The sequence below is a fragment of the Lysinibacillus sp. A1 genome (genome assembly GCF_000801965.1).
GTDB classification, from domain to species: Bacteria; Bacillota; Bacilli; order Bacillales_A; family Planococcaceae; genus Lysinibacillus; species Lysinibacillus fusiformis.
In genome coordinates this window covers 235768-253146 of the sequence record NZ_JSZM01000025.1, presented here as the reverse complement: position 1 = coordinate 253146, position 17379 = coordinate 235768, and the positions used below count along the sequence as shown (strand labels likewise).

The 17379-nt window shown below is 39.5% G+C and carries 20 protein-coding genes; 3 read left to right on the top strand and 17 right to left on the bottom strand.

Annotation, left to right across the window (positions count from 1 at the left end; genetic code table 11):
- The 11 genes from PI85_RS19725 to PI85_RS19675 all read right to left on the bottom strand — a co-directional run.
- On the bottom strand, nucleotides 1–364 hold a 364-nt coding region (locus tag PI85_RS19725), incomplete at its 3' end, for a bifunctional adenosylcobinamide kinase/adenosylcobinamide-phosphate guanylyltransferase (protein WP_039392337.1).
- The gene (locus PI85_RS19720) at nucleotides 316–912 is read right to left on the bottom strand and encodes a histidine phosphatase family protein (protein ID WP_036125338.1); all 597 of its coding nucleotides are present in this window, start codon (nucleotides 910–912) and stop codon (nucleotides 316–318) included. The genes PI85_RS19725 and PI85_RS19720, both read right to left, overlap by 49 nt.
- A complete protein-coding gene (gene cobS, locus PI85_RS19715) occupies nucleotides 885–1661 on the bottom strand; it encodes an adenosylcobinamide-GDP ribazoletransferase (RefSeq protein ID WP_036127852.1) in 777 nt (258 codons plus the stop codon). The genes PI85_RS19720 and cobS overlap by 28 nt, the downstream gene beginning before the upstream one ends.
- A 20-nt stretch (nucleotides 1662–1681) precedes the next feature.
- The gene (locus PI85_RS19710; protein ID WP_036125336.1) at nucleotides 1682–2257 is read right to left on the bottom strand and encodes a bifunctional adenosylcobinamide kinase/adenosylcobinamide-phosphate guanylyltransferase; all 576 of its coding nucleotides are present in this window, start codon (nucleotides 2255–2257) and stop codon (nucleotides 1682–1684) included.
- Nucleotides 2258–2269: 12 nt separating this feature from the next.
- Nucleotides 2270–2878 carry a histidine phosphatase family protein gene (locus PI85_RS19705; protein ID WP_036125335.1) on the bottom strand — a complete coding sequence of 203 codons (609 nt, stop codon included), beginning with the start codon at nucleotides 2876–2878 and terminating at the stop codon, nucleotides 2270–2272.
- Nucleotides 2875–3969 (bottom strand): histidinol-phosphate transaminase, encoded by a 1095-nt coding sequence (locus tag PI85_RS19700; RefSeq protein WP_036125334.1) that lies wholly within the window; start codon nucleotides 3967–3969, stop codon nucleotides 2875–2877. Before PI85_RS19700 ends, PI85_RS19705 begins: the two co-directional genes overlap by 4 nt.
- A complete protein-coding gene (cbiB, locus tag PI85_RS19695) occupies nucleotides 3956–4912 on the bottom strand; it encodes an adenosylcobinamide-phosphate synthase CbiB (RefSeq protein ID WP_036125333.1) in 957 nt (318 codons plus the stop codon). Before cbiB ends, PI85_RS19700 begins: the two co-directional genes overlap by 14 nt.
- Nucleotides 4909–5592: an adenosylcobinamide amidohydrolase gene (locus tag PI85_RS19690; RefSeq protein ID WP_036125332.1), complete on the bottom strand. Its 684-nt coding sequence runs from the start codon at nucleotides 5590–5592 to the stop codon at nucleotides 4909–4911. Before PI85_RS19690 ends, cbiB begins: the two co-directional genes overlap by 4 nt.
- 205 nt (nucleotides 5593–5797) lie before the next feature.
- The gene (locus PI85_RS19685) at nucleotides 5798–5980 is read right to left on the bottom strand and encodes a hypothetical protein (RefSeq protein WP_025115645.1); all 183 of its coding nucleotides are present in this window, start codon (nucleotides 5978–5980) and stop codon (nucleotides 5798–5800) included.
- 104 nt (nucleotides 5981–6084) lie between these two features.
- Nucleotides 6085–7443, bottom strand: a complete 1359-nt coding sequence (locus PI85_RS19680) for an aspartate kinase (RefSeq protein WP_036125329.1) — start codon at nucleotides 7441–7443, stop codon at nucleotides 6085–6087.
- A gap of 526 nt (nucleotides 7444–7969) precedes the next feature.
- A complete protein-coding gene (locus PI85_RS19675) occupies nucleotides 7970–8722 on the bottom strand; it encodes an SDR family NAD(P)-dependent oxidoreductase (RefSeq protein WP_025115647.1) in 753 nt (250 codons plus the stop codon).
- A 377-nt stretch (nucleotides 8723–9099) separates the two neighbouring features.
- Between PI85_RS19675 and PI85_RS19670 the strand changes: the two genes are divergently transcribed.
- Nucleotides 9100–9714: a TetR/AcrR family transcriptional regulator gene (locus tag PI85_RS19670; protein WP_036125327.1), complete on the top strand. Its 615-nt coding sequence runs from the start codon at nucleotides 9100–9102 to the stop codon at nucleotides 9712–9714.
- Nucleotides 9715–9777: 63 nt separating this feature from the next.
- Here PI85_RS19670 and PI85_RS19665 read toward each other — a convergent pair whose 3' ends face one another.
- Nucleotides 9778–10323 (bottom strand): TetR/AcrR family transcriptional regulator, encoded by a 546-nt coding sequence (locus PI85_RS19665; RefSeq protein ID WP_036125325.1) that lies wholly within the window; start codon nucleotides 10321–10323, stop codon nucleotides 9778–9780.
- Nucleotides 10324–10454: 131 nt separating this feature from the next.
- Here PI85_RS19665 and PI85_RS19660 point away from each other — a divergent pair, with 131 nt between their 5' ends.
- The gene (locus PI85_RS19660) at nucleotides 10455–11195 is read left to right on the top strand and encodes an SDR family oxidoreductase (protein ID WP_036125322.1); all 741 of its coding nucleotides are present in this window, start codon (nucleotides 10455–10457) and stop codon (nucleotides 11193–11195) included.
- 68 nt (nucleotides 11196–11263) lie between these two features.
- Here the strand turns inward: PI85_RS19660 and PI85_RS19655 are convergent, their stop codons facing one another.
- A complete protein-coding gene (locus tag PI85_RS19655) occupies nucleotides 11264–11782 on the bottom strand; it encodes a hypothetical protein (RefSeq protein ID WP_200886583.1) in 519 nt (172 codons plus the stop codon).
- On the bottom strand, nucleotides 11782–12261 hold the full coding sequence (locus tag PI85_RS19650) for an RNA polymerase sigma factor (protein ID WP_036125318.1): 480 nt from the start codon (nucleotides 12259–12261) through the stop codon (nucleotides 11782–11784). Before PI85_RS19650 ends, PI85_RS19655 begins: the two co-directional genes overlap by 1 nt.
- 285 nt (nucleotides 12262–12546) lie before the next feature.
- Between PI85_RS19650 and PI85_RS19645 the strand changes: the two genes are divergently transcribed.
- A complete protein-coding gene (locus PI85_RS19645; RefSeq protein WP_036125316.1) occupies nucleotides 12547–14727 on the top strand; it encodes a DNA topoisomerase III in 2181 nt (726 codons plus the stop codon).
- Between the two features lie 65 nt (nucleotides 14728–14792).
- On the opposite strand, the gene PI85_RS19640 is transcribed toward PI85_RS19645, so the two are convergent.
- The 3 genes from PI85_RS19640 to deoD form a co-directional block, all read right to left on the bottom strand.
- Nucleotides 14793–14978, bottom strand: coding sequence for a hypothetical protein (locus PI85_RS19640; protein WP_036125314.1), 186 nt, complete (start codon nucleotides 14976–14978; stop codon nucleotides 14793–14795).
- A 213-nt stretch (nucleotides 14979–15191) separates the two neighbouring features.
- A complete protein-coding gene (locus PI85_RS19635; protein WP_036125312.1) occupies nucleotides 15192–16373 on the bottom strand; it encodes a NupC/NupG family nucleoside CNT transporter in 1182 nt (393 codons plus the stop codon).
- A 202-nt stretch (nucleotides 16374–16575) separates the two neighbouring features.
- Nucleotides 16576–17283 (bottom strand): purine-nucleoside phosphorylase, encoded by a 708-nt coding sequence (gene deoD / locus PI85_RS19630; RefSeq protein WP_036125311.1) that lies wholly within the window; start codon nucleotides 17281–17283, stop codon nucleotides 16576–16578.
- Between the last annotated feature and the right edge of the window lie 96 nt (nucleotides 17284–17379).

Sequence of the window (17379 nt, the reverse complement as noted above, 5' to 3'; positions counted from 1 at the left end):
AAATACGCACAACTTGCTTCGCTTCAGCAAATAATGCTTGGTATAGGCGGCCACACGTATCACGTAATAAACGTGCTTGTTTTTCCATCGGTACAACACCGCGGCCCATATCTGTCACAATAAGTGCCAGCGAACAATGTTGGGCAAGGGCTGATAATTTAGTGAGGACGGATTGTACGACCAGCTCATCTTCCTCAAGATTTTGTGTCATAAGCCATTTCTCCATATGTTGAATGACTAGGATTTCACAGGCTGGTGCAATATCAGGTAGGTCGCCATCGATAAGTACCACCTCGTGTTGTTCATATAAACGCATTACATAATCGGTTTTTCCGCTATAGGCGCCTCCGATAAAAACATGCATCTAGTTCCCTCCTCCCAGGCCTTTCTAGTAAATGTTAAATTAAATTGATGATCATGTGGCACTTGGTATGACCAAAACGGCTGCTCTGTTGGCGCATAGGCTATGAGTAAGGCACGAATCACCCCGCCATGAACGACTAAAAAATAGCGATCCTCATTCTTCGGTAACTGGTTGAAGCCTTCTACCACTCTTGCCACAAAATCATCAAAAGCCTCTCCTTGTGGCGGTGGCGAATGAATAGGGTCGTCCAACCATGCACGGTAACGAGCATCCGTCTTTAAAGCCTCATAGGTTTTCCCCTCAAATTCACCAAAATTGGATTCACGAAACCGTTCATCCGCTTCATAGCTAGCATTCGGAAAATAATGGGCGGCTGTGACTCGACAGCGTTGTAAATCACTGCCATATACCTTTTCGACACCTGCATCCACTACAGAGAGCTTGGAGATATCAGCTAATGGTGCGTCCGTCCACCCCAAATAACGCTTTTCTAAATTGGCCTTTGTGGGCGCATGCCGCATTAAGCACACAGTAACAATGTCACCCATAGTACAACCTCCATCCCTTCAATCGATGCACCTAGTAAATCACCCGAGACACCGCCAAAATTACGCAATGTAAATTGTCGAAAAATAACGAGCGCAAATGCTAAAACGATCACTAATAGTATTGGTAGCATTGAGAACTTTGTGATGATCAGCACCATCGGCATGGCCAACAAAAGAGACAGTAGCATAATTATTTTTAATAGTTTCGCGTTGATATGCGATTGAAAGAAATAGGCAAGTCCTTTTTCCTTTGAACAGTTAAGTGACATAAAATAAAAGCTCATGCCGACTCTTGTTAAAAAAGGAATGAATACAACCATCCATAATGCAAATTTATTTTGCACAAAAAGCTCATGTAAAACGACAAATTTCCCAAATAACAAAAATAGTATCGATAGTACTCCGAAAGCACCAACCCGAGGATCATCTAAAATCTCAAGACGTTTATCCCGATCTCGATAAGAAAAATACGCATCCCCCATATCAATAAAGCCATCCAAATGTAAACCGCCTGTCCATAAAGCAAATAGCCCGATGATGATAAAGGCAAGCATGACCTCGCTACTAGCCGTCCATTGTGTAAGGCTGTAAAGGACTCCGACTACCGTTGTACCCATCAAGGCCCCTATCCATGGTAAGCAAGCAAACATCCCTGTAATCGTTGACCTTGTTAAAGGTAATTCCTTATGTACGGGCAAAACCGTAAAAAATTGAAATGCCAACAGCAGGCTATGCCAAAAATTTTTCATTGTCTTGCCTTCCTTCTCGATTATTTCCATCTATTTACGATACCATAATTCATTTCATACGCCTCTTGAGCCGACGCAACGAACCATTGGTGAAGCTGTCCTAAAGTTCTTCGATACAGCTCCACCTCTTCGTTCTGATAAGGTGGCTCATCAAACAGCTCATTCGACACCACTAATAATGTCACGTTCTTCGTTTGCAGGGATTGGATGGCCTGTTTAACAGTTCGAACCTTGGATGCTAAACAACCAGGCTTCGTTACACAGGGTGCTCCACGATCATAGCCTTCATAAAAAGCATTCGTCAGCCAAGTAGTGACGCAATCCCATAGCACCACATCCCCATCCTTGAGTGACTCAAATACGGGTGCGATATTATAAGGGGCCTCCACTGTTAACCATTTTATTGGCTGAGCTAGTCGATCAGCTTGATGACGATCGATTCGCTTCTCCATTTCATCATCCAAAGCAATACCAGAAGCTATATATTTTAAACGTTTTTCTGTACTAGGCTGCGCTTGGAAGTACTGTATAGCAGCTTGCTCTGCAAAATGAGATTTGCCACTACGCACACCACCAGTAATAAAAATGAGGGGCATTTGTAATACCTCCTATTGTAAATGATGTAGTGTACCGATCTCTTGGATTACCCACTGCTGTTCCTGTCGTTCAATTACAGTAACACTTGTCCCATGAATATAAGGAGCTGCCCAAAGCTCACTAATATTGCGTTGTAAAATGGCATTAATCATGCATTTAATCGTCACCGCATGGGAGACGATCAAAATAGGCTCATCACCATGCTGCTCTGCTATTTTTTTCAACGTATACATCGCTCTTTCTGTGACAGCACCAAAACTTTCTGTATGGGTTGCGATAAATTGCGCAGGGTATTTCGTATACAATTCATAATCAAGCCCATTTGTCATCAAAATGTCCTCAATTCGCTTTCCCTGCCAATTCCCTAAAAAGATTTCCCGTAAATTATCCTCATAGTAAACCGGTAATTGGCGATGAGCCGTCAGAATATCCATCGTCTCCTTCGCACGACCACTTGAACTACAATAAGCTGCCGCAAATGGGATTGACTGTAGTTGCTGCTGTAATCTTGCGGCCGCTTCCCTACCATTGTCCGTTAACGGAGAGTCCAACCATCCTTGTAGTCGTTGCTCCTGATTCCATTGTGTTTCCCCATGTCTTACTAGATAAAAAGTTGTCACTTTTCTCTCCCCTTATTTGCGTTAAACCACGCCTGCAGACAATTATATAAATACGTCATGGCCGCAATTTCTTTAATCCCAATACGAAACCATTCGCCCTGTAATCCTTTAAAGTTTTTCGTATGACGCAGGACAACTCCCTGTGCTAAACAATACGTAAAAAAGGCATCCGCCTGCTGTTCCTTTGGCAATGAAAAGCACACATAATTCGTCACACTATTAGTGACAACACAGCCGTTTTCTTGTAAATAACGATGCAACTGCTCTCTTTGCGTTGTCGCATAGGCAATTGCCTGCTGACTATAGTGCTGCTCATCCAAACAGCCTGCACCAATGACCAGTGCAAAGGCATTTAAATTCCAATGGGGTAGCATGTCCTTTAGCTCACTTACAATAGTGGCATGAGCAACTAAATAGCCAAGACGTAAGCCAGGTATTGCGTACATTTTAGTCATCGAACGCACAACGAGGACATGTGAATTCTCCATACTTTCATGCATGAGGGAATTCGTCTCATCGACCCAATCCATAAAGGCTTCATCGATGACAAGCTCACATTTGACCGCTCGCCCATGCTCCAATAACGCTAGTAAATCTTCCTTTTCTGGCAATACACCTGTTGGATTATTCGGTGTACAAATATAGAGTGCATCCGCTTCCATCATTTCTTGTTTAAGTCGTTCCATTGGCAATGTATGTTGGATAAAGTCCGTCACCAGAACCGGAATAATAATAGCACCTGCAGCTCGCAATGTTCGCTCATATTCTGAAAAAGTAGGATGGACGACAATGACGCGCTTTTGCGCATAACGTCTCGCAATAACACTAAAGAGCTCTGATGCCCCGTTGCCTAGTAAAACCATATCCTTCGCCACTTGATGAAAAGCAGCAACCTTTGATAGAAAAGGCTCTCCATCTGGATCTGGATAGCGTTGAATGAGCGGGTAAAATGTACGCCAACGTGCCTCGACAAAGGATGGTGGTCCTGCCGCATTGACATTTTCACTAAAATCATAAACCTCTTCAGGCATCGTTAAACCTAATTGCTCATAAACATTTTGCGGATTTGCTCCATGATTAGGTAATAGCATAAATGAACACCTCCACTGCTAACATGACAAGCGTAAAGAGCACCATGGCAATACGCATATGAATAATAGATGCCATTATATGTTCCTTTGTTAACGGAACTAATTTTTCTCCCATAATCGCCCGATGCGAAACAATGCCTTGATAAGTATTTTTCCCACCTAGTTGGACGCCAAGCTGCACTGCTGTTGCCGCCTCTAAATAACCACTATTGGGACTTGGATGCTTTTTAGCGTCTTGCGCCCAACGCTTTAATCGTTGTCCAAAAGAGTAACTCGTTTCATTTTTTGTACCTAGCACGATAAGAAAGCCCGTAATACGACTTGGAATAAAATTCAGGACATCATCAAGTTTGGCAGAAAACATGCCAAAATCTTTGTATGTTTCATTTTTATAGCCGACCATGGAATCTAATGTATTGACAGCCTTGTAGCCCCATAAACCGATAGCACCAAATAAAAAGGCATAAAATAGTGGGGCGGTCACTCCATCACTTGTATTTTCTGAAACGGTCTCTACTACACCCCGCACAATCTCATCTTCCCCCAGCTTTTCGGTATCACGCCCAACAATCCATGATAACTTGATGCGTGCTTCCGCAAAATCACCTTTTACAAGGGGCTCATAAACTGCCAGTGCCGCCTCCTTTAAGCTACGTTGTGCAAGCCCAATACCTATTAGAAGCCCTTCAACTAAAACACCAAAAATCAAGCTTACCTGATAGCTGAGTAGTAAAATAAGTGTGACCACAAACATCGTTGTCCCTACAACAGCAAGAGCCATCACCATACCACGCAGTTTCCGCCATTTTCCTTGATTCCATAAAGCTGTTTGTGATTGAATCAGCTTACCAATCCATCGCACGGGATGCGGAAGCTTCGGAGGGTCTCCTACTAAAATATCGAATATAATTCCTATGATACAGGCAATCACTATGGCAATCATAACGCCTTCTCCTCTTTATCCTTTTTGTATTTACGAATAGCCTCACGCATCGTCTCATAGACACCGTAGCCAATGATTTTGCCTAGCATTGTGATAGGACCGGCATATTGATGGTAGTCCCCTTCTTCTGTAGCAGCAATGAGTAAGCTATCAGTGGATGTTCCGGTTGCTTGCGTGCCTGTTGTAGGATCAGTTATACCTTCATCCGCTAACGCCTTCACCTTCGCCTCCGTTGTCGAAATCATAGCCTGAAATAACGCTTCATCAGACAATCTCCCGTTAATAAGCACCCATGTATTAATTGTTCCTGCATGATATTGCTCCATACGATGAAAAGCACGTGTAATATCTACGGCATTGCCTAGACCCGCAGTAATCATAATGACTAGATGAATACCTTCATATGTAAAATCACGAATGGTCGCAAATTTGGCTTGGACAGCCGTCATCATCGCCACTGTGTGATCGACTGGAAAATCATGCGCCTGCAAAAAATGCTGTAAATCACGATGTGGCTGTCGATCATCATACGTAATAGGCACAGTCCGATTCATCAGATGAGTAAAATAACCAAAGCCTGGATTATGCATGGCAGAGGAGACAATCTTCATAGGTGAAACCGCTTGAAGTGCTACATATTGGTCAGAAATTTGAATATGATCCTTTGTAAGTATGGGCATTCAATCGCCTCCTGACGATAAATAGATTATGAACATAAAAAAACAAATTCTTACAAAGAAGAATTTGTACTGTCGATTCTTTATTAAAATTTGAACCTTCTGAACACTTGTACAGAATAACAACTTCATAATACTCAAATTATTTATTTTCTTTGAAATTGTATCATAAGTTTGCCTATTGCCACAATTCCATTTCGACGTGTTGTTACTGCTTTTGTTTAAGATTTTTAAAGCGGATCACGGAGCCAATGATGATAAAGACCCAACCAATAGCTATGTAAACTACTTTCATTGTTTTTGTCGATGACGGTAAAATATCCATAATCGTTAAACAGACAAAAAGTATCCCAACAACCGAAAAAAGCATACCAATCGTTAAATTCTTCACGAAAAACCCTCCCAACTATGTACGCCCTCGATTTTACCGTATTCTTAGCAAAAAGAAAACACTAATCCAAGTATGGAACTCTTGGATTAGTGATAATTGTGTCATTAAGCTTTCGCATGGGCAAAAAATTCTTCATATAACGCCTGTAAAATGCGGTTTTCAAATTCCTGAAGTACTCCAAAAACGAGACTTACTTCAGAAGAGCCTTGATTGATCATTTCAATGTTTGCGCCAGTTCTTGAAATCGCTGTAGCAGCACGCGCAGCTAAACCTGTGTTATGACGCATACCTTCGCCAACAATCACGATCATTGAAAAACCATGACGCATTTCTACATACTCAGCATGTAGCTCTTCTTTCACTCGACTAATAATACGCTCTTCATTATCAGGTGATATCTGATTCGAACGCATAATGACTGAAATATCGTCTAAGCCAGAAGGTGTGTGTTCATAAGAAATATTTTCATCTTCTAAAATTTGTAGTAGCTTTCGTCCAAAGCCCACTTCACGATTCATCAAATATTTAGAGACATATAAAGTTGAAAAACCACTGTCTGCCGAGATACCTGTAACGGGACGACCTGTTGCAGGACGACTTGGTACGATACGAGTACCTGGGGCTGATGGATTATTTGTATTTTTTATGTTAACGGGCACCCCAATCTTGTAGACAGGCATTAATGCTTCATCATGGAACACTGAAAAGCCTGCATATGATAATTCGCGCATTTCGCGATACGTAATTTCTTTAATTTCCACTGGATCATTGACAACCTTCGGATTCGCGGAGAACACACAATCCACATCCGTAAAGTTTTCATATAACTCCGCTTCAACAGCTGCTGCTAAAATGGAGCCAGTAATATCAGAGCCTCCGCGGTCAAATGTCCGCAATACGCCCGCTTTAGTGTAACCGAAGAACCCTGGGAACACAATAATTTCTTTTGTATGTTTTAAAGGGGCTAAATTAGCATACGCTTCGGGTAAAGCAAATGTTCGTTCAGGCAAATCATTGACCACTAATCCATCCTTAGGACTTACATAGCGTGCGGGCATTCCAATTGCATTAAAATAAGCGGCAATAAGCTTGGCGTTATTATCCTCACCTGCTGCTTTAATGCTATCAATGAATAATTCCACGTTTGTTTTGTCACCTTGTACACGTTCCCGTAAATCTTCCGCAATCACGTCACAAATGGCATTATCTAACCCTAAACCATCTGCAATTGCTCGAAAACGATCGACTACAATATGCAATTTGTCTTCGGTATCTTCATGTTGTAACGCGGCAGTTGCTAATTGTATTAATAGATCGGTTACTTTTATATCGTCACCAGATCGTTTGCCTGGTGCTGAAACGGCAACGATTTTACGTGCCGGATTAGATTTCACAATATTTGCTACTTTTTGAATTTGTTCTGCGTTTGCTACAGATGTTCCACCAAATTTACACACGATCATATCTATCAAATCCTAACTTTTTCAAATTAATTGTATTCCTCCAAAAAACAATTGACTGTACACAGTGTACAAATTATCGATTCCTACGTCAATACAATTTAAAAAATTCGCGCAATTTACTGAGAAATATGGACAATTTTCGTACTGTTTGATTTATTATACGGATTTCGTATGAAATAGTTAAGGTTTTTATGAATTTTTTTCGTGATATTCACAGATTCGTGAAATTTTCCGTTTTGACTTTCTTCTATATAAAGAGGAAAACGCTTACTCCCCACTATGATATGCACAAACATCCTCGGTGTTTGTGCTAATTTGCAGGCGAAAGGAGGGTTTTGAGTAGGAGGACGAAGGCTGTTGGACAGGTTTTTTTCTAGAAAATAGCTGCATCACTTTTTGCCAGTATGTAAAACTTCATTACGAGTATGCTTGAACCGAGGATGATTTTATCCATCTCTCCCATACATGCAAAAAAACTAGGATCACATGTAATTAGTGAAACCTAGTTTTTCCAAGCTATTTTCGTTTAAATTGCCGTCCAGCCACCGTCAATGACTAATTCTGCGCCTGTCATAAAGCGTGATTCGTCAGAGGCAAGGAAGACTACTCCATAAGCTACGTCCTCTGGTGCACCAAAGTATGGTAGCTGTGTATAAGTTTTGTAAAAAGGTAAAGCGCCCCCTTCTTCCATCGTTGGCGCTGTCATAGGCGTAACAATAATGCCTGGGTGAACAGAATTTACACGAATATGATCTTTCCCATACTCTACAGCAGCCGACTTAGACAACACACGAAGTGCTCCTTTTGCTGCTGTATAAGGACTTGTCCCTGCCATTCCCACGATTCCACCAATGGAAGAAATATTGACAATAGAACCGCCACCAGCCTTTTGCATTTCTGGAATCACATATTTCATACCAATGATACAGCCATTTAAGTTAATGTCCATCACTTTATTCCATTCGTCCATTTCCATATTGGCGATCGTTTTTGGTGATGAAATTCCTGCATTGTTGACTAGTACATCGACTTTCCCATATGCCTTCACTGCCTCTGCAATAACGGCTTTCCACTCGTCCTCAGACGTTACATTATGTGAAAGACCAATAATATCTCCACCATTTTCTTTAATTTCTTTCACTAAGTTATTCAATGGCTCGATTTGCACATCTGTTGCAATCACCTTTGCCCCTTCTTGTGCAAATAGTTTTGCCTCAGAAGCTCCCATGCCCATCGCTGCTCCCGTAATAATTGCTACTTTCCCATTTAAACGTCCCATCTATAATACTCCCTTTCTTTTATTCATCCATTCCCTCTGTGCAAATGCCAGCATATTTTTATTCCCTGATAAATGCTAGAGGCTTCATTTTGATTCAGTAGATGTTTGAACACCCTCTAAAAAGAGCATCACAAGCATACATCCTCCCCATAGAAAAGGGACTTATCCGTATGTTTGATATAAAATAGCTGAATTAGATAAATGAATAATTCGTGAACACGTTAACAACTAGTTGTATTATCGACACCGTGTCGTTAATATAATTATAACTGTCTGTTCAAAAAGGGCAAACAACATAAGAGCATGAATTGATGCATTGACAACATGTAAGGCTATTATGTTGTGTAAACGATAAATTTAATACAAGGAGCTTAAAAATGTCGAAAAAGATGGACCCTCGCGTCATAAGAACACGCCAACTATTAAGAGATGCATTAGTGGAGTTAATTGATGAGCAAGGCTATGAGAAGATTACTGTGCAAGATATTACTCAACGAGCAACCTTGAACCGTGCCACTTTCTATTTACATTACCGCGACAAATTAGATTTACTGTACCAGAGCTCTGAGGAAATCTTACATGAATTAGTAGGAAGTATTCACCCAACGTTTGAAGAGAAGAGAGATTTTGATTTATTGCCTTATTATGATCAGCCACATGAAACATTTATGCATTTGTTTGAGCAAATCGCACTGAATAGTAAGCTTTACAAAGTCTACCTCACAGAAAAAGATATCCCCTATTTTTCTGCAGGCTTAAAAAAGATAATTATCGATTTTGTATCAAGTGGCATTCAATTGATGGAGCCTGATGATCAAAAATTAACCGTACCGCGTGATATGGCTATCCGTTTTTATGCCGCTGCCTTTCTTGAGGTGATCGTCTGGTGGTTAGAAAATGATATGCCCTATACGCCAAAATTTATGGCGACTCAGTTAATGCGTATTACCATTAAAGGACCCTATTTGGAAAACCCCTTTCAGCAATCTTAAAAGCTGGCATTTCTATATGCCAGCTTTATTGGTTCACTACGTATTATTTTGCCTGTACATGTCTTATAGATTGGGTGGAGATTTACAAACAACGGACCATACCTGTTCAAATAATGCTTGATGGTCACTGTTGCTCCATCTTTCAGCAAAATACGGGTTGTGGAAATACGTAAATGCCGTCATAACTGCCATTCCTTGATTTTCCCACCCGCTAATTTCCTCCACCTTTTTAGCTAGATGATTTAAATGATTACTAACAAGGCTACTATTGGTTTCGATGTAGTTTGTATACAATAAAAACATTTTCTGATGATTGATATAAAGATCTCTCTTTGTAAGATTAAGGAGCCATAGCCAATCATGTAGAGCAGTTTCAGCATCCTCATGTTCTTTAGGCCTCCATTCCAATAATGGTCGCGAAGTATTTTCCAACCATTTAAGAGCCAACTTCTGTAATAAGTCTTCTTTATTCTTAAAGTGTTTATATAGTGCCGCGTGAGTTACGCCAAGCCTCTTCGCAATATCTAATAATGTCGTTTTATTTATACCTTTACTTAGAATAATTGCCTCTGCTGTTGAAAAAATCTTATCTTCCGAAAGAATAGCCATATCCATCTCCCCAATTCATTTTCAAGGTTACATTTTGTTGACAATGTAACTATAGCATGTGTACTATAAAACAACAAAGTTACAAAATTTAATTTTTGTAACTCAACCATAAGCTTAGGATGATTTGTGTTATGGGAAAAGAGATGGATCAACGCGTTGCTTTAGTATTAGGTGGATCTGGCGGGATCGGCCGTTCAATCGTAGAAAAATTAGCAGAGGAAGGCTATGTCATTGGTATTCACTATTCTTCAAGTAAAACAAATGCAAAACAATTAGAGGCATCCATTGTGGCGCGTGGAGGTCAGGCAATATCTGTCGGTGGCGATGTAGCAAATGAAATTGAAATGAGTATGGCCTTTGATCAGGTGGAAAAAGCCTTTGGAAGTATAGATGTTGTCATTAATACAGCTGGAATCATGTTGCTTAGCCCAATAGCCGAATTAGATTTAAATGATTTAGATAGGATGCATAGGACAAATATTCGAGGTACCTTTGTTGTCTCTCAATTAGCAGCACAACGAGTTAACAAAGGAGGCGCCATTATTAATTTTTCAACCACTGTTACTCGTAGCCAGTTCCCAAACTATGGCGCTTATGTTGCCAGTAAGGCAGCAATTGAATCCATTTCAATGATTTTAGCTCGTGAATTAAGAGGTAAGGATATTACTGTTAATACAGTAGCTCCTGGCCCCACAGCAACCCCTCTATTCTTAAATGGAAAAGATGAACATCAAATTCAGCATTTAGCAAATGCGGTGCCATTAGAAAGACTAGGTGAGCCTAATGATATTTCAGAAGTCGTTGCATTTTTAGCTGGTCCAGCACGGTGGATCAACGGCCAAGTACTTTTCGTTAATGGTGGCCTAGCCTAATATTCGTTGCACCTTGAATGTTTAAAACCCCTCTAGATCGATATCTAAAGGGGTTATTTTGCTGTACCTCAGTGGATAGGTTTCTCAAAATTCCAGTTCGTATAAATGACAGCCGCCGTTACTGGCTCTGTAGTCTTATCTTCCGTGAAACCGCCTATTAGATTGCCTACTCTAAATGTCGGCTCAAAAAATTGTTCTTCCTTAGGGGGGGCGGTTGGACCATCTATCCCCAATTTGGTCTCATCGGTAACGACTACTTCCATGCCGTTATCCAACGTAAAGCTCAGTCCATCTTCTCCAACTTCTGTGATCACTCCTTCGATATTGACTACTGCACTTGCCGCAGGAGCTGATTGATCCACCACAATTCTATCTGTTAAATCGATTGTTGTGTCATTGTTTACATTGACTAAAGAAGCGACCACCGCTATTACTGCACAGGCAACTAAACTTCCCACACTTATTCGTACTTTTTTCATAAAGACCCTCTTTTCTTTTTGTTGAAATTCCATCATCTCGTTTTCCATCTTTATCTTAAATTCTTCGGAAGCATGAATCTGCTTCATCACGTTTTTATAAGCATTCATCAGACCGTACTCCCTTCTTCTAATATGATTTTCAATTTCATTCGTGCCCGTCTTAGCTTTGAGCCGATCGTGTTGACGTTCATTCCTAATAGATTAGCGATTTCTGCAGTTGTGTAGCCTTCATAATAATGTAAATAAACAATGACTCTCTCTTTTGGATTCAGCTCAAAAATTTCCGTAAGCACCATTTGCTCCTCTTTGGCGATAAAGGACATTTCTTCGGTAATTGGTACCGTCTTCTTCATACGAGCAGACTTAAAGTAATCCTTACATTTATTAAAAGTTACTTTGATGAGCCAAGCCTTTAAATGATCTTCATGATCGAAGGGCTTTCTCTGTTTCATAAGAGTCATATAAACCTCTTGGACAATATCCTCCGCCTCAGACATATTTTTTGTCTGATGCACAGCAATACGAATTAAGGTGTCACTATATGTTTGAACAATCTCTTGAACACATAAGCCAGCAAACTTTTTCATAGTTCCTATCGAGCCTCCTTCTTTTCATAATACGATTCATCTTTTAAAATTCGTGCAATAGGCCATTTTTTTACTGGCATGGATTATGGGTGACAGTCCAAAACGAAAAAAGAAGGGAAAATAAATCCCCTCTCCTTATATTTTCATAACAGACCCCTATTTCAAGATGGACTTCATCATAAATATCAAATAGATCGACAAAATGTTTGGTTTAACCGTTATACTGAATATTAATTTATAATGAACTTACAAGAGTTGGAATGATTAGTTACAGGAGAATGATAGATGAAAATAGTAATTGCAGAAAAACCAGATCAGGCTGCCAAGTTAGCTGCTCCCTTTTCTTTTACTAAAAGGACAGGATATTTTGACGTCAAAGCCAACTCATATTTTCCCAATGGAGCCATTATTACTTGGGCAATTGGGCATTTATGTGAATTAAAAACACCAGAAGAATATGATCCAACATGGAAAAAGTGGAAGTTAGAAACATTACCCATTATTCCCGATCGATTTGAATATAAAGTTTCTAAATCTAAGTATAAACAATTTACTATCATAAAAAATCTAGTTAAAAGAACAGATATTCAAGAAATTATAATCGGTGGAGACGCAGGGCGTGAAGGAGAATTAATCATTCGTACTATTTTAAGGGTATGTGGTGTAAACAAACCGATGAAACGATTATGGATATCGTCCTTAACTGAAAACTCGGTCAAAAATGGCTTCTCCAATTTACTACCGGAAGCGAAAACGAAGGATATTTATTACGAAGCTTTAAGTCGTTCCTGTGCAGATTGGTTAATCGGCATGAATACGTCGAGATTATATACGGTCCTACTTAAGAAAAATGGTGTCAAAGATGTCTTTTCCATTGGCAGAGTACAGACCCCAACCCTTGCGTTAATTGTTCATAGGGAACATGAAATCGCGAATTTTAAATCAGAACCTTTTTGGGAAGTCGAAGCAGTCTTTCATTTCGCGGGTAGAATGCTAAAAGCAAAATGGCATAAAAATAATATGTCAAGAGTATCGGAGGAAAAGCAAGCGATAGCCATTGCTAATTTCTGTCTACATAAAAATGTAGAAATAACGAAAATAAATAAAGAGACGAAGGAATACGCACCACCTCTGTTATTTAATTTGTCGGCATTACAGGCTACAGCAAATAAATCTTATAAGTTTTCGCCACAAAAAACTCTTGATATTTTACAAAAGCTTTATGTAAAAGGTTTAGTTTCATACCCAAGATCAGATTCGCAGTTTTTAACAAGTGAAGAAGCCAAAACACTACCAACTATATTAAACAATTTGAGCAAAATAGATAAATATAAAAACCTTCTTCCTCCCCCAACAAATTCAATTATGAATAACAAAAGATACGTCAATGAGAAGAAGGTAACGGACCACCATGCGATCATTGTGACAGATCAAATACCTAACCTTGCTAAGCTAAGCATGGAAGAAGAGAAGATTTACGATTTAGTAGCTAGACAAGTCATTGCAGCACATTATAACCACGCCATTTTTGCGTACACAACGATTCATTCGCTTGTCGATAAACGAGCTGAGTTCATTTCGAAGGGGAAGGAGCAAATCGAGGAGGGTTGGCGTAAAGTCATTTATCTATCTAAAGAAAATGCATCTCAAGAAGAAGAAGAAGAAATGCTTCCGCTTCTTCATGAAAATGAGCTCGGGACTGTGGCTCAAGCTACCGTTAAAAAAGGGGCAACACAGCCACCTAATAGATATACAGAAGGTCATTTAATTACAGTAATGAAAACAGCCGGTAAACATCTAGATGATGCTGAGTTAGAAAAGGTTTTATCTAAAACGGAAGGATTAGGAACTGAAGCAACACGAGCCGGTATTATTGGTACACTCAAAGATAGAAACTATATTGAAATAAAGAAAAACCAAGTATTTGCTACATCTAAAGGTATGTTATTAATTGAAGCACTAGGTGAAAACAGCCTACTGACATCACCCTCGATGACCGCAAAATGGGAGCAGCGACTATCTGAAATTGGTGAAGGACATGCTTCTCCTCAAGCATTTATGGAGCAAGTAAAAAAGCTCACCTATAAATTGATTACAGATGCGCATGAACGTGAAAAAGTATGGGCATTCGATCAAAAGGAAGTCGACAAAATCAGTGCCAATAACCCTTATCAAAAGAAATATAAAAAAGAAAAAACCGTTGTTGGAAAGTGTATTCTTTGCGATGGCTCTATCATAGATCATGGTACTTTTTACGGCTGTTCAAACTATAAAACTGCCAACTGTAAATTTTCAGTTTCAAAGAAAATACTCAGTAAAACCATTTCACAGACAAATGTAAGAAAGCTACTTGCCTCTGGTGAAACAGACATGATCAAAGGGTTTAAAAAGGGACAAAAAACCTTCAATGCGCATCTTATTTGGGATGAAAAAGAACATAAGGTACATTTTAAATTCCCTCAATAATTAGAGCATTTTAGGTGGTAAATCAAAGGGCGATACATCGATACCGCCCTTTTTGTCCCACTTCCTCATGAAAAATAGTTTAAAGCATTGCTCCCAGAAGTAATTAACGCTAATAAACCTGCAACCATCACCCATATTGCATATCGGTTTTCTTCTTGCTTTCTCTTCCCTATCCAAAATAATATGAAGCTGATCAATAATAAAACAACCCCTATTATTGCACCTGTCATAATCCCTATCATCATGCCCATTTCCTCTAGCCTCCTTATCTTCTTACCAATCTTTCAATCTATTTTCATTGTAGCTGTCAATCATCACTTTTTTCTTACTCATTCCTTACATATTCATTAAGTATTAAACACTTCTATGTTCAATCGTACACGGCCAACATAAAAACACCTTAATAGGTAAACTATCAAGGTGTGTCTCGTCTTAAAGCCTTCATTATTTTTATAGTTTGGCGATCAAAATACAATACCGATAATGATTGCCGATAAAACACTGACTAGTGAAGCGCCATAGAGTAATTTTAATCCAAAGCGCGCAACCACATTGCCTTGCTTTTCATGTAGCCCTTTTACGGCACCTACGATAGTCCCAATGGAGCCAAAATTTGCAAAGGATATAAGGAATACAGATACAATGGCTGCCGTACGTTCACTAAAGCTATCTTGGATTTTAACGAAGTCCAGCATAGCAACAAATTCATTGGCCACAAGCTTTGTCGCCATAATACTACCCGCATTAACCGCTTCATGCCAAGGGACACCCATAAGAAAGGCAATTGGCGCAAAAACATACCCTAAGATACCCTGGAACGAGATGCCAAATATGCCATTAAACAGACCATTAATAAGAGCAATTAACCCAACGAAGCCTACTAACATAACGCCAACTATAATAGCTACTTTAAAACCATCCATAATGTATTCGCCTAGCATTTCAAAAAATGTTTGCTTGTCGCCTTCTTGCACTTCGATTATATCTTCCTCCTCCTTCACTTCATACGGGTTTATGATAGAAGCCACAATAAAACCACCGAATAAGTTTAATAGTAAGGCGGCGACTACATACTTGGGCTCTAGCATCGTCATATAGGAGCCAACAATTGACATCGATACAGTTGACATCGCAGAAGCACATAATGTATAGAGACGGTGCTTCGGTAAAAATCCAATTTGGTTTTTCACCGAAATGAATACTTCATTTTGTCCTACTATCGCTGCAGCCACCGCATTATAAGATTCTAGTTTTCCCATTCCATTTATTTTACTTAGTACTAGACCGATATACTTGATAATAAACGGAAGGATTTTATAATGTTGCAAAATTCCGATTATTGCGGACATAAAAACAATTGGCATTAACACATACAGGAAAAAAGTATGCGCTCCTTCATTAGCTATCCCACCAAATACAAAATTGGTCCCTTCGTTTGCATACTCTAGTAATTTTGCAAAACTATCAGCAAATCCTTTAATTAATAATTCTCCGATACTTGTTTTAAGCAGAAGAAATCCTAGAATAAGCTGGATGACAATCATCACAATGATTGGACGATACTTAATTTTTTTCTTATTATTACTCGCAACCCATGCTAAAAATAGAACTAACAGTAAACCTACTATAGAAATTAAATAATGCATCTATTCCCCTCCGTAACTTTCCATGTGTACCATCAACATTTAACGAACCCTAGCTTGTCCACTGGCCTAGACGTTTTTCGGGCGTTAAATTAGCTAAATCTGCCATAGCAATGGAGCTACCATCATCAATACCCTCCACTGCTATCCAGACAAAATGGCATTCATCACTTTTATTGCTGTTCTTCTACCCATTTACACGACACTATTCATCGATAATGGTAGTCAAAGCAACGTCCACCATTTCATAAAAGGACTTTTCACTTTCCTCATGTGTTAAGCATTCATTTGTTAGTAATTGACTACCTACCGTCAAAATGGATAATGCCTTTACCCCATATTTAGCCGCTAGCGTATAGAGCGCTGTGCTTTCCATTTCTACCCCTAACACACCGAATTCCATAAACTTGTGAAGCCTGTCTAATGTTTCACGATAAAATTCATCCGAGTTATATATATTGCCTACAAAGACATTTCCTTTTTTACCTTGTGCCTGCTGATATGCCTTCATTAATAAAGAAAAATCTGCTGTAGGCGCATAATTATTGCCGAAGAAAATTTTCTCCGTCAAATTACTGTCTGAGGATACTGCTTGAGCGAGGATGATATCACGGATATTAATTTCCTTTTGCATCGCACCACATGTGCCGATACGAATCATTTGCTTCACGCCATAATCGTTTACCAGTTCAGTACCATAAATACTCATCGATGGATTGCCCATCCCTGTCCCTTGAACAGAAATCGGTACACCTTTGTACATCCCCGTGTAGCCGTACATCCCCCTTACTTCGTTATAGCAAAATGCATTTTCTAAAAAATGTTCCGCTACAAACCTTGCACGTAAAGGATCGCCAGGAAGTAATACCCTTTCAGCTATGTCTCCTTTTTTTGCACTTAAATGCCTACTCATCTCTATTCCTCCAAGTCATAAAATTTATCTACAATCCATTAGGTAACCGTTTTCATTTACCACCAAAAAAATACCCATAGCCAGTTCCAAACCGAC